We start from the raw sequence: 12,691 nt of genomic DNA, 5'->3' as shown, positions 1-12,691 counted from the left end.
GTTTTCGCTTTTCTCTTGTGCAGATTCCCTCAATCACATATAATTTTGCATATTTATGCAAATCTCTTGAAAAGGAGTGAATATTTATGCAATTCAAATTCATTGAGGGCGGCGTTGCCGCTGCGGAGGGCTTCACGGCGAGCGGAGTCCTGAACAAGATAAAGGCGAGCCGGACGACGTTCGACACCGCGCTCATTTTCAGCGACGCGCTCTGCAACGCGGCTGGCGTGTTCACGCAGAACCGCGTCAAGGCGGAGTGCGTCAAGTTCACGAAAAACCAGATTGCCGACGGAAAGGCGCAGGCGGTCATCATGAATTCCGGCAACGCCAACGCCTGCACGGGCGCGCAGGGATACGAGAACGCGAGGAAGGAGGCGGATGCCGTCGCGTCCCGGCTCAAGATTGACGCGGGGAACGTCCTTGTCTGCTCGACGGGCGTCATCGGACAGCAGCTTCCGGTGGAGAAAATCCTGAACGGGCTTGACGAGTCTGTCGCGAAACTTTCGAAGACGGGAAACGTCGAGGCGCGCCAGGCAATCATGACGACAGACACGAAGTACAAGGAAGTCGCGCTCGAGACTGAAATCGGCGGGAAGAACGTCCGCATGGGCACGATGGCGAAAGGCTCGGGGATGATTCACATCAACCTCGGCACGATGCTTTCCGTCGTCACCACCGACTGCGCGATTTCCGCCGAGATGCTCGAAAAGGCGCTCAAGAAAAGCGTCGCGGGAACGTACAACTGCGTCTCGGTTGACGGCGACACCTCCACGAACGACACGCTGCTGATTCTGGCGAACGGGATGGCGGGCAACGCGGAGATTGTCTCGGAGGGCGCGGAATTCGATGCGTTCTGCGAGGCGCTCGACACGCTCAACACGCAGATGGCGAAGAAAATCGCGGCGGACGGCGAGGGCGCGACGAGGCTCGTCACCTGCAATGTCGTCGGAGCCGACAACGTGGAGAACGCGCGCGGGCTTGCGAAGGCGGTCATCTGCTCGAACCTCGTGAAGGCGGCGTTCTTCGGTGCCGACGCGAACTGGGGAAGAATCCTCGACGCGATGGGCTACTCGGGATTCTTCTTCACGCCCGAGAAGACGAGCGTCTCTTTCCTCTCTCGCGAGGGGGCGAAGCGCTACTTCGACGACGGCGACGTGAACGGCGGGAAGGAGAATTCCATAAAGGTGTTCGACCACGGCGTTCCGCTCAACTTCGACGAGGAGAAGGCGAAGAAAATCCTCCTTGAGGAGGCGGTGGAAATCCTCGTGGAGCTTGAGGACGGAAGCGCGAAGGGAACGGCATGGGGCTGCGACCTGACGTACGACTACGTGAAAATCAACGGGGACTACCGCACATAATTTCCGCGTTCGCGTCGGGCGGTTAAGAATAGGTCAAAAAATCGAGGTGTTTTTATGGAGAACGGAATAGAGAATCCGAGGCTCGACAACGAGCATTGGGCGGGCGTGCTTGTTCAGGCGCTCCCGTATTTCAGGCATTGGGTCGGAAAGACGGTTGTCGTCAAGTACGGCGGAAACGCGATGCTCAACGAGGAGCTGAAGTCCGCGGTTATGGAGGACATCGTGCTTCTCAACACGGTGGGAATCCACGTCGTGCTCGTCCACGGCGGCGGGCCTGAAATCAACAAGATGCTCGACCGCGTGGGCAAGGAGTCCAAGTTCGTCAACGGGCTCCGCTATACTGACGCGGAGACGATGGAAATCGTTCAGATGGTGCTGACGGGAAAGCTCAACAAGGACATCGTTGGAATCCTTTTGCAGGAGGGCGGAAAAGCGGTCGGTCTTTCCGGCGTCGATTCGGGGCTTCTTCGCGCGAAGAAAATCGACAAGGACGGCGCCGACCTCGGGTTCGTCGGCGAGGTGACGGAAGTCCACCCGGAAATCGTGCAGTCGCTTCTGGAGAAGGGGTTCATACCCGTCATCTCCACTGTGGCGCTCGGCGAGAGCGGGGACTTCAACCGCTACAACATCAACGCCGACACTGCCGCCGCGAAAATCGCCGTCGCGCTCGGGGCGGAGAAATTCGTGCAGCTCACGAACGTCCCCGGCGTCCTCCGCGACGTGAACGACCCCAAGTCGCTCATCCAGCGCATCCACCTTGCTGACGTTCAGAAATTCATCGACGAGGGAATAATCGCCGGCGGCATGATTCCCAAAATCGAGTGCTGCATGATGGCGCGCGAGGGCGGTGTCCCGCGTACCCACATCATCGACGGCCGTGTTCCGCATTCGCTCCTCATCGAGATGTTCAGCGACCGCGGTATCGGAACGATGATTTACTAAAGTTCGCCTGAATGAAGAACGCTTCGGAATGGAATCAGCTTTTTCCGCTTCCGAAGCGTTTTTTTTGCTATAATTTTCATCATGGAAGAATTGCAGCAGTTGCCGCTTGGCGTGCAGGATTTTAAGAAACTCCGCGAAGAGAACAAACTTTACGCGGATAAGACAAGCCTTGTTTATGATTTGACTCATTCCAATTCCGCAGTTTTCTTGAGCCGCCCCCGGCGTTTCGGAAAAAGCCTTCTTCTTTCGACCATAAAATATTATTTTCTTGGATTCAGAAATTTGTTCGCAGGCCTTGCGATTGACGGACTTGAAAAAGACTGGATTGAATACCCTGTTCTTTACTTCGATTTCAACGGTCAAAATTACAGCGAAGAAAACGGTCTTAATGACATAATCGAAAATCATCTGCGGACTTGGGAAAAAGAATATGGCTGCGATTGGATTTCCGAGACAGCCGCAGTCCGCTTTGAGAACGTGATAAAAGCCGCCAGCGAGAAAACGGGAAGACGGGTGGTTGTCCTTGTCGACGAGTATGACAAGCCGCTTCTTGACACGATGAACGACAATGCCGAAATCGAGGAAAAAAACAGGGCTGTTTTCAAGGGCGTTTTCGGTGTCTTGAAAAAAATGGATGCATACCTGCGATTCTGCATGTTCACCGGCGTGACAAAATTCAGCAAAGTGAGCATCTTCAGCGATTTGAACCAGTTGACGGATATTTCCTTGAACGAACGATACAACAACATTTGCGGAATATCCGATTCGGAAATAGAGGGCGAGTTTTTTCCATATGTGAAACGGCTTGCCTCTGTTTCAGGAAGTTCCGAGCAAAAAGTGCGCGACGAACTGAGGCGCATGTATGATGGATATCATTTTTCAAAGTCGGGAGACGGTATGTACAACCCGTTCAGCCTGTTCCACTGTTTCGATGAGAATGATTTTGGAAGCTACTGGTTTGAGAGCGCCACGCCGACTTTTTTGATAAGCAAATTGAACGATTCAAATTATGACATCAGGAGTCTCGCATCGGAGGTTAAGGCAAACGAAAATGAACTGAAGGATTATAGACCCGAGAATTTGAATCTGATTCCTCTCTTCTATCAGTCCGGCTATCTGACGATAAAAGGGTGGAACCAGAGACAGCGTTCTTTCTCGCTTGGTTTTCCAAATGCCGAAGTCAGGTACGGCTTTTTGAATTCCCTTGCTCCAAGTTTTCTCCATGTCGAGCACAAAGCGAATTCCTTCAATATCGATTTGCTTGACGACGCGGTTGAGACAGGTAATACAGACGGAATGAAGAAGTGGTTCGTATCTCTGTTTGCGATTTTGCCGTATTCGGCAGGAAAGGAAATCGAATCTGTCATGGAGCAGAACTTCCAGAATGTGATTTTCATGGCTCTCACCATGATGGGAAAATATGCGCGCACGGAAGTTCACTCGGCAAAAGGTAGGGCTGACTGCATTCTTGAAACAGCTGATTATGTCTATATTTTCGAATTCAAGCGTGATGTTCCTGCAAAAATGGCCCTAAAGCAAATTGAAGAGCAGGGCTACGCAAAGCCGTATTCCGCCGACAACCGTACTCTGTTCAAGATTGGTGTTAATTTCTCAAGCTCCGAGCGCAATATCGCCGAATGGGAAGTCAGTTCGTGAATCGTTTTTTGCCCCACTCACTGCCGTCTTAGCAGCGACTGCGTGAGTTCCTGAATCGTCTGCTTGTTGAATTCCGTTAGCCTGTTGTACCTCTCCATGAGCGTCCTGTTCTCGCTCGAAAGCTCGCATCCCCTCGTCGTTTCGGAGACGCACACGCCTTTCACGAGGTATTCGACAGACGTTTGCGAAGGCATCTTTGTCATGGTATAATAGTTTGTAAAACGAGGTATTTGATGAATTTTGTTGATGAAAACATAAAAAGACTTATTAAGCAGTGTGATGGTGGCGATGAAGCCATGACATTCTTGGCTATATATTCGTTTATCGAAGGGTATTTCCGAGATTTATACCCTAGTGAGTTTAAATATGAAGATGATATAAAATTTCATCATATTATGGACAAAATAAAATCGAGGCATTTAAAGACAAGTTTCCCAGCAGAAATAAATCTCTATGAAACGTTAAAAAAATATCATGGGGAGAAGAATCCTAATGCATATAAAAACTTGCGTACAGCAATAGATACAAATCGGATTCGGCATTGCTTCTCTAATATTCGCCCTGGCACTCTATCTGTCATTGTTGGTCAGTTTATTGATTTTGCTCGTTACAGAGGATTCCTGACGGATGAAATTTCTAATATGAACATTAGCAAACCTGTTTCGGATTCTCGCTCAAAGATTCAGTTAGAACCAACTGATGATTCCGTTTTATATGATTTGAAAAATGATTTGCTTTCGAAATATACTGATGTTTCAAAATTGTTCCACGAAAAAACTCGCATTGCATCAGAGCTCGAAAATATAGATTCTCAAATCATTAATGAATCAAATATACAAAATCTGCAAGCCTTGATTCGGAACAAAAAAGAAAAGTCAGAATATTTAACTAGAATAAATGCTAAACTTGATACTCTTAGAGAATACACTGATTTTATAAATGAACTTGCAATATCTTTGATAGAAGCTCGTAGCAAGAAAAATTATGAAACCCAGATAATTCATTTGAGTGAACCGCAAAAAAGATTGATAAAAGAAGATGTTGATGGACTTACTGAAAGAGATGGTCACTCTATGTATATAAAGGGTGGACCGGGAACAGGAAAAACGTTGGTCCTTATTGTCATTCTTTTTAAACTGTACTTTGCAGAACATAAATCTGTTCTTTTGACATATTATCCTACCTTAAATAAGTATATTTCATATTTGTTTGAGCTATATAACGATGATAAATTGCTTAAGTATTTTGGATTATCAAAAATTGACCCTGTTAGTTTAAAAAACTTGAGTAGTACAGGAATCCTAAAATTTGATGATTTCCTTCTTTCCAAAATTCGAAAACTCTTGGAAGTGAAAAATACATATTCGCTACGAGATAATGCAACTATTTTAACAGAAATTTGTCATTCAGTTGAACCAAATCCTAGAAAAGCGGCAAGACTGTACGAAGAAATTGTAGAAAATGTCTTGCCAAATAAGTTAAATGAAGAAAAGTATTGTACTTCTCAAAGAAAAAGAGAACGATGGGAAAAAATTTCGAAAGTTTTGGAAGCATTAGACGACAGTTCAAATATGCTAGACTTGTATGCTTATTACAAATTTTGCTTACGAGATATTAGTAAAATTGCCCTTACAAATGAAAGTTGCGATTATATTCTTATTGATGAGGCTCAAGATTTAACGAATGCTCAGATTTTTGCAATCAATAAATTTGTAAATAAGAAGGGTGGTTTAATTCTTGCAGGTGATCCAAGTCAGGAAATCAGAAATAAGCGTGTGTCGATGGCGCAACTTGATGTAAATATCAGTGGTGGTAAAAGATATAATCCAGAACTGACACAAAATTTCAGAAGTTCAAGACTGATTCAGGATTTGGGAAATGACTACAAGCAAGAGCCATGTCTGCATATACGAAAAAATACGAAGTCGGTTGAGGGAATTACAGCAGGTCCGCCACCTCAGATTTTTCTAACTGACGACACAGAGGAGTCTAATTACCAAAATACATATGCTCAAATTATAAGTTCTGTAAAAATGTGTACAAATGATTTGTGTATAACGCCTGAAAACATTTGTATTGTTGCATTCAATGAATCTGAATTAGTGTGTCTTCAGCAAGAATTGGCTCAAAAATTGGAAATGGAATCAGTGTTCCTTTATAAGGATTTTTCTTTTAAAGATAACGAGAAAGCAAATGGAAAAATTCGTCTATGCACTTTGCGCGAAATCAAAGGAATTGACTGTGCTGTTCTTCTTTTTATGGTTACAGACCAGTCAAAACAAAAGAACAACGGTGGATTTAAGTCAGAGCTAAAAGCAAATGCAATTTATACTTGTATAACAAGGGCTATGTACCTTCTTCAAGTTTTCATACCAAAATATTGCAGAATGAGTGATTTGAGTGTTGCCGTTTTGGTTAATAAGTTATGTCCGTCTGATACTGAAGTTGCAGAATTTGTGGAGGAACAAAATAAGAAGGAACGAAAAGGAATCCCATTAAAAGAATACTTTGAAAAATATAAAGGAGAACCAGAATCCGAAGTTCTTAGAAAAGTCGAAATTTCTTTGAAAGAGTTTTATGAAAAGCAATTTGGTACAGATGAGAATTGTGTTGTCGAGTATTCAGAGGATTCTTTGATTGCTTATGTCTATGCAAGAAAAAGAGTTGTTCAAAATGTTCAAGATGGTTTAACAGAGATTTCTCTAACAGAAGCACGGTCTATTAGACCTGAGTGTAATATTGATGATGAAATTGAAGTATATGTTAATCCTAAGACTTTGAGCATTAAGCAATCCGAAATTAATATGACAGAGGATGAATCCAAGCCTTTTGTTAAGATTTTGACTGAAGTATATGAGCAATATCCTGAGCGGCGTACAGATGAAAATGGCAATTCTCTGCCAAATTCAGAAGAGGGGTATTTGAATATTGCTGGCTGTGGATTAGCAAAGCCTCTTGAATTTGGTTATGAAAAATGGCCAATTTTGATAAAAGATAATCCTGATAATTTTGATTGGACTGTGTATGATGGCAAAGGAACTGTTAAGGTTTTTGCGTTCAGACCAAAAGTTGTAAAAAATGTAAATAAGGTTATCGTACGAAAGCAAACAATTATAAGTACAAAAAGGGAAGAAAGTGGTGAATTAGCTAAATTGCCTACTTTGGAACAGATAAAATATGCAATAAAAAAGGCAAAAACAGAGGATAATGGAACTGTCTTATTGAAGAATGCAAGAGTAGTAATTAAGGATGATTTTGATATAACGATATCTGCAGATATGTTAAAAGTTCTTGTAATTCAAAATCCAAATATTTTTGAATTGTCGAAGAATTTATCAGGAAAAAATGCAGTTCGAATTATTGAAGAGAAAACCGCATTTCAGGCAAACTCATTAACTGCAGACGAATATGTAGGAATAGTTTTAGAAAAAGATGAGAAAAAGATGCAAATAAGCACAGGCGATATGCCTGTTCAATATCGTTCGTTTGCATATTTCCCTGCATATGCTAATTCTAATGGCGATTTATGGAACTCTTGTAATAAAGGGGATACGGTGTGTTTTAAAGTCATTGATAATCCTGTTCTTCATGGGATGAAGATGGCTAAATTGCTGACTGTTCAAAATAAGGCGGTAACACAAACGATACAACCTGTTATCATTCCTCATTCGCTTAAGGCACAAGTTCCCAATAGTGGAGTAAATACCTATATTTTTGTTGCCGATTCGCTTGGAGTTAATAAAACTCCCAATTTAAAAGGATATTTGCAAAATTCTGTTGAAGGAATTTCTAGGGCATCAATCTCAAAAGTTCGCCTTCAAAGTAAAAATATTCAGATAGCACCTTCTTTGATCGGAAAAAAATTCTTAGTGATTTTGATTGAGAAGAACTCACAATGTAATAGTTGGATTTTAGATGTTGTCAAAATGCTTGATGAATAGAATCCCTTTTTGAATGAAAACCTGCAATCTTTCTGGAACTACTATTCAAAGTTCGCTTGAAATTGCTTCTTCAAAACGCTTTCGGCTCCTCGGAACTCCCCGTTCCCTTTGCCGGAGTGTTTTTTCTCGAACATATTCTTTCTTCATGCTAAAATTGCGACGGAGAAAATTATGCTTGATATCCCGTATAAAAAAACAGGCGCACAAAACGCTTATATCTCTTACGAAAAATTGGAAAGCCGGTTGAAGGCAATTCCTCAGGAATTTTTTGTCGATGTTCTGAATTTTTTTGATTTGCTTGAGTACAAAATCGATGTCGTGAAGTCTGAAAAGAAAAACGAAAAAAAACGCTCGGTTCAAGAAGGCTTGGACTTGCTGGAGAAAATCACGGGCTGCGTTCATGAGACAGTTTCTTTGGAAGACGCAAAAACAGAATACTTCGCGGAAAAATCGAATCTTGATTACATAATCACCAGAGATAAGGAAAATGGTTTCAAAAATTCTCCCGTAAAATCCGCAGGCGGTCGGCTGTTGTCGGGATTTTTCCCTCAACGAATTCTTACATCAGGCTGATAACAAGCTATCTGCTTGAGTATTCAGAGGACTGGCAGACTGGGAGGAGCTACATGAATGCCAGCTCAATAAAAGTTCAAAAGGAGATTCTGTTTAGCGCTGCATGATGGATTATGGCTTTTTTCAGGAACGAAATTGCGAACTAAATTTGACACAATCGAAGATTTCTATAACTAACTTTTGGTTCATAATCTCTTTTACAGACTGCTTAAGGGTAGGCAATAAGTAGAAAAAAATAGCCTGTCAGAATCAAAAAACTGACAGGCGCGTATATTAATTATAACAGTTAAGTAGTTCATTGTTAACGAATAGTAAATTATTATAGCTTTTGTATTTTAAATTAGCTTCTGTGATTGTTAATGGTATTTTGACAGTGGTTCATACACTTTTTCACCTACCTTTGCATCAAAGGCTGCCTTCGTTATTTTTGAAGCACTTCTAAAACCATTTTTGCAACATCTGAATTTGGAGCATCTGACAATGCTTCATATGTTTTTTTACCTGCTTTGTAAAAAAGTGCCGCCCCTGCTAATCCCGCACAAGTTGCAAAAACTATTTTTCCAATATCTGTATCTGATTCCATAAATATTCTCCTTAGTCAAATCTTTGACTTATTGTGTTGTAGATTCTAGAAGCTATGTTAAGTCCAGAACGCCTATCACTTGGTGTCTTTGCTACAACAAAACAAATACTTCTACCGTCATTTAATTGATATGATAAAATATTATGATTTTGCCTCCTTTTTATTCTAAAACCCCACCCATACAAAGTCTGTTCCATTCTATGAGTAAAGTGTTTATAACCACGAAAAAGCTTCTGTACCTCGTTTTTAGTCATAGGCTTTATTCTCTTTCGCAGGTTTCAATATTAACATTGTTGTCATTAACCTGAATTTTTTTAATGCGTTTTGCTAATTTACTAGCACCATAAAGCAATGTACAAGTTAGAACTCCGGCACCTAGCCAATCGTACCATTCTGCATTCACTTCCCCATAAGGAAGTTTAATGATTAACTTGTCATTCATGTTATTACCTCCTGTTCGGTCTTTCGTACCGTTAATTAACCATAATCTACTATATTGATTTTTAATCGTCAAGTATTTTCTTTATAGATTTTTTAGAGTTTATTTATTAAACTAAAGAAAATGAGGTTTTTCATGAAAAGAACAGTTATAAAAGATGAAGATACATTGGAAAATATTTTAACTATGAAAAGGAATCTGAAACATTTAAGAAAAATTGCAGGCTGGACTTCAGAAGAATTAGGAAATCAGCTTGGTCTTTCTAAACAAACAATAAATGGTCTAGAAAACAATCCTGATATACCAATGAGTAGAGTACAATATCTTGCACTTCTAACAATTTTTGAAGCCAAAGCAGAGGATGATAGTAATGATGCATTGAATGTAAGTTTAAATAATTTATTTTTTGAAAAAGATATTTATAAAAAAAATAAGACTGAAATTGATTCAGGTATTGCCATAATTGCAGAATCTGTAGCTAAAGTAGGTATAGGTTCTGCAATAGTGGCATCTTTTATGTCGACAATTTTTACGCCATTAGGATTAGTAGCTACGCCTGTCGCAATTACTGGTGCTATTTTAAGTTCTATTTTATTAAAAAATAAAGATAAGGATAAATAATTATAGAAAAGCCTATGAGAAAAATTACTAGATGATCTAAATCAACGGAGAAAAAGCTTAACGCCGCCGTCAACAAATATAGAAGGCTGCTGAGTCAGATACATAAATAGGACATACCACACTTCATCAAAACGCTTTCGGCTCCTCGGAACTCCCCGTTCCCCTTGCCGGAGCGTTTTTTTTGCGTGAACTATGCATTTACGTACAGAGTGTGGTATCTTGTACGTAAGGAGGCTTCCCATGAATGCAAAATTGACTTTGAGTATGGACAGGGCTGTTATAGCGTCGATGAAAGGTTATGCGGCTGAAAATAATTCAAGCATATCCCAAATTGTGGAGACATTTTTCAAGGGATTGTTGTCTTCTCAGACTGGAAAAAAGAAAATTTCCCCTCTTGTTCAGGAACTTAGCGGAATAATTCCCGCTGAAGATAATGAACATAATGATTATGTTGATTATCTGGAAAAAAAATATGAGTAAATTGATTTTCGTTGATTCTGATGTGATTTTGGATGTTCTTGAAAAAAGAGAGCCGTTTTATTCATATTCTGCTCAGATACTTACATTGGGTGATGAAAAGAAAATAAAACTTGTGACAACTTCATTAGTATTCTCAAATGTCTATTACCTGCTTCGAAAGCATCTTGGAATTGACAAGGCTAAAGAAAGTTTAAGAAAGCTTCGTGTCATAGTTGATGTGATTTCTGTGAACGCAAAAGAGGTCGATTTGGCATTGAATTCTGAAATGTCAGATTTTGAAGATGCCCTGCAATATTTTACAGCGCTGAACAGCAAAATAGGCTTCATAATTACGAGGAATGTTCGTGACTACAAAAATCCAAAACTAATTGTACAGACTCCTCAAGAGTATATCGAAGGATGCAAATAAAAACGTACAGCGCGTTTCCGTCAGCGGACTTCGTATGTGAAGAGGCCCGCATAGTTGCTCTTGTCCTTCGATGCGTAGATTCCGATTGTTTCCGCGTCGGCCGGATAGAACGTTGTTATGCTTGAGCTTCCCGTGTTTTTCGCCATGACGTATGCGATGTGCTTATTCGCGCTCGGAATGTCCACCGTCGTGGAGGCGGGAAAAAGTCCCGGCAACAATGAGAGGAAAAGAATTGCCGCTGCTGGGCTTTGTTCTGAAAAGTTCTCGGACAGGTCGATTGTTTTTTGGTATAGTTAATGATGTTTTTTGGAACGTCGTTTTTCGTGTTCCAAGAAAACAGCACTATTCAAGGAGAAAAACATGGGTTCAAAACTTGTTGTGAATAATTATGGCTCGTTCGATGTCGTCTTCACTCACGGAAACGGTTCGACGATGTACGACGTGAACGGAAAAAAATACATCGACTTCCTCGCGGGAATCGCCGTGAACTCTCTGGGAACGAACTACAAGCCGCTCGTGGAGGCTGTGCAGAAGCAGGCGGAGAAGGAAATCCACATCTGCAACTATTTTATGAGCGATGTGGGAATCCAGTTCGCCGAGGAACTTCTGAAGGCTACGGGCTTCGAGGGCATCTACTTCGGAAATTCGGGCGGAGAGGGCAACGAGGCGGCGATAAAGCTCGCGAGAAAATACGGATACTTGAACGGTGGCGAGAAGAGGCGCGTTATCTACACGCTTGAGAATTCTTTCCACGGACGCACGATGGCGACTCTCACGGCGACCGGCCAGGAGAAATTCCACCCGGCTTATTTCGCTCCGTATGTTGAGGGCTTCAAGACGATAAAGGCGAACGACTGGGACGCGATAAAGACTGCCTTCGACGACACGACAGCGGCTCTTTTGATTGAGTGCGTGCAGGGCGAGGGCGGCGTGAACATCGTTGACGCAGAATGGGCAAAGGCGGCGGCCGATGAAGCAAGAAAGGCGGGCGCGATTGTGATGGCGGACGAGGTTCAGACGGGCTTCGGGCGCACCGGAAGCCTTCTCGCGTCTGACGAGCTTGGATTCAAGCCGGAAGTCGTCTCGTTCGCGAAAGGCGTCGCCGGCGGTCTTCCGATGGGCGGAATCCTCTTCCGCGGCAAGGCGAACGACGTGTTCAAGGCTGGCGACCACCAGTCCACGTTCGCCGGAAACCCGCTCGCCTGCGCGGCCGGACTCGTCGTGCTCCATGAGCTGCAGAAGCCCGGCTTCTTGGAGAGCGTGAAGGAGAAGGGCGAGTACATGAGGAAGGAAATCGCCTCCTGGAAGAACCCGAACACCGGCGACGTCCGCGGCAAGGGCTTGATGATTGGCGTGGACATCGAAAACGGAAAGAGCGCGCTTGAGCTTGAGAAGAAGCTCCTCGCCAACGGCCTTCTCACATCGACCGCGGGAAAAAACACCCTCAGAATCGTTCCGCCGCTCAACATCTCAAAAGAGGAAATCGACGAGGGCCTTTCAATACTGAAAAAAACATTGGAAACGCTGTAAAACCCGATATTTGAATATCAATTAAAAATAAAAAACGGTCATTGAGCGAAGTCGGAATGACCGTTTTTACATGCCAGAGGTGGCTTCGGCTGCGCTCAGACAGCTTGCTGGCATCCCTTTCGGAAATCCATTAGACCTGTTCGGAAACTGAAGTTGTCG

The 12,691-nt window shown here is 42.8% G+C and carries 13 protein-coding genes and 1 pseudogene; 10 read left to right on the top strand and 4 right to left on the bottom strand.

What is annotated here, in order from left to right; genetic code table 11:
* Nucleotides 1-86 precede the first annotated feature (86 nt).
* From argJ to TRESADRAFT_RS08935, 3 genes are all read left to right on the top strand, one after another.
* Entirely contained in the window at nt 87-1,358 is a 1,272-nt protein-coding gene (argJ, locus tag TRESADRAFT_RS08945) for a bifunctional glutamate N-acetyltransferase/amino-acid acetyltransferase ArgJ (protein WP_002704936.1), read from the top strand.
* 54 nt (nt 1,359-1,412) lie between these two features.
* On the top strand, nt 1,413-2,300 hold the full coding sequence (argB, locus tag TRESADRAFT_RS08940; RefSeq protein ID WP_002704934.1) for an acetylglutamate kinase: 888 nt from the start codon (nt 1,413-1,415) through the stop codon (nt 2,298-2,300).
* An 81-nt stretch (nt 2,301-2,381) separates the two neighbouring features.
* Nucleotides 2,382-3,956, top strand: coding sequence for an ATP-binding protein (locus TRESADRAFT_RS08935; RefSeq protein WP_002704933.1), 1,575 nt, complete (start codon nt 2,382-2,384; stop codon nt 3,954-3,956).
* Nucleotides 3,957-3,973: 17 nt separating this feature from the next.
* On the opposite strand, the gene TRESADRAFT_RS16265 is transcribed toward TRESADRAFT_RS08935, so the two are convergent.
* Nucleotides 3,974-4,150 (bottom strand): hypothetical protein, encoded by a 177-nt coding sequence (locus TRESADRAFT_RS16265; protein WP_159100054.1) that lies wholly within the window; start codon nt 4,148-4,150, stop codon nt 3,974-3,976.
* Between the two features lie 39 nt (nt 4,151-4,189).
* On the opposite strand from TRESADRAFT_RS16265, the gene TRESADRAFT_RS08930 reads away from it, so the two are divergent.
* The 3 genes and pseudogenes from TRESADRAFT_RS08930 to TRESADRAFT_RS16050 form a co-directional block, all read left to right on the top strand.
* The gene (locus TRESADRAFT_RS08930) at nt 4,190-7,897 is read left to right on the top strand and encodes a NusA N-terminal domain-containing protein (protein WP_002704930.1); all 3,708 of its coding nucleotides are present in this window, start codon (nt 4,190-4,192) and stop codon (nt 7,895-7,897) included.
* 171 nt (nt 7,898-8,068) lie between these two features.
* Nucleotides 8,069-8,470 (top strand): hypothetical protein, encoded by a 402-nt coding sequence (locus TRESADRAFT_RS08925; RefSeq protein ID WP_002704928.1) that lies wholly within the window; start codon nt 8,069-8,071, stop codon nt 8,468-8,470.
* Nucleotides 8,404-8,577 (top strand): annotated as a pseudogene (locus TRESADRAFT_RS16050) (transposase); the annotation flags it as partial. The gene TRESADRAFT_RS08925 and the pseudogene TRESADRAFT_RS16050, both read left to right, overlap by 67 nt.
* A gap of 314 nt (nt 8,578-8,891) precedes the next feature.
* Here TRESADRAFT_RS16050 and TRESADRAFT_RS16260 read toward each other — a convergent pair.
* Nucleotides 8,892-9,053 (bottom strand): hypothetical protein, encoded by a 162-nt coding sequence (locus tag TRESADRAFT_RS16260; RefSeq protein ID WP_159100053.1) that lies wholly within the window; start codon nt 9,051-9,053, stop codon nt 8,892-8,894.
* 259 nt (nt 9,054-9,312) lie between these two features.
* The gene (locus TRESADRAFT_RS08920; protein ID WP_002704926.1) at nt 9,313-9,495 is read right to left on the bottom strand and encodes a hypothetical protein; all 183 of its coding nucleotides are present in this window, start codon (nt 9,493-9,495) and stop codon (nt 9,313-9,315) included.
* 132 nt (nt 9,496-9,627) lie between these two features.
* Between TRESADRAFT_RS08920 and TRESADRAFT_RS08915 the strand changes: the two genes are divergently transcribed.
* The 3 genes from TRESADRAFT_RS08915 (at nt 9,628) to TRESADRAFT_RS08905 (ending at nt 11,002) form a co-directional block, all read left to right on the top strand.
* On the top strand, nt 9,628-10,113 hold the full coding sequence (locus tag TRESADRAFT_RS08915; protein ID WP_002704924.1) for a helix-turn-helix transcriptional regulator: 486 nt from the start codon (nt 9,628-9,630) through the stop codon (nt 10,111-10,113).
* A gap of 240 nt (nt 10,114-10,353) precedes the next feature.
* A complete protein-coding gene (locus tag TRESADRAFT_RS08910) occupies nt 10,354-10,593 on the top strand; it encodes a DUF6364 family protein (protein ID WP_002704922.1) in 240 nt (79 codons plus the stop codon).
* On the top strand, nt 10,586-11,002 hold the full coding sequence (locus TRESADRAFT_RS08905) for a type II toxin-antitoxin system VapC family toxin (protein WP_040842737.1): 417 nt from the start codon (nt 10,586-10,588) through the stop codon (nt 11,000-11,002). Before TRESADRAFT_RS08910 ends, TRESADRAFT_RS08905 begins: the two co-directional genes overlap by 8 nt.
* A 20-nt stretch (nt 11,003-11,022) precedes the next feature.
* Here TRESADRAFT_RS08905 and TRESADRAFT_RS08900 read toward each other — a convergent pair whose 3' ends face one another.
* Nucleotides 11,023-11,217 carry a hypothetical protein gene (locus TRESADRAFT_RS08900; RefSeq protein WP_040842735.1) on the bottom strand — a complete coding sequence of 65 codons (195 nt, stop codon included), beginning with the start codon at nt 11,215-11,217 and terminating at the stop codon, nt 11,023-11,025.
* 145 nt (nt 11,218-11,362) lie between these two features.
* Here TRESADRAFT_RS08900 and TRESADRAFT_RS08895 point away from each other — a divergent pair, with 145 nt between their 5' ends.
* Nucleotides 11,363-12,532: an acetylornithine/succinylornithine family transaminase gene (locus TRESADRAFT_RS08895; protein ID WP_002704918.1), complete on the top strand. Its 1,170-nt coding sequence runs from the start codon at nt 11,363-11,365 to the stop codon at nt 12,530-12,532.
* The last annotated feature ends 159 nt before the right edge of the window (nt 12,533-12,691 follow it).

It is taken from the genome of Treponema saccharophilum DSM 2985, from assembly GCF_000255555.1.
Lineage (GTDB): Bacteria > Spirochaetota > Spirochaetia > Treponematales > Treponemataceae > Treponema_D > Treponema_D saccharophilum.
The sequence above is the reverse complement of the archived record's forward strand: the minus strand, read 5'-3'. Positions and strand labels throughout refer to the sequence as shown.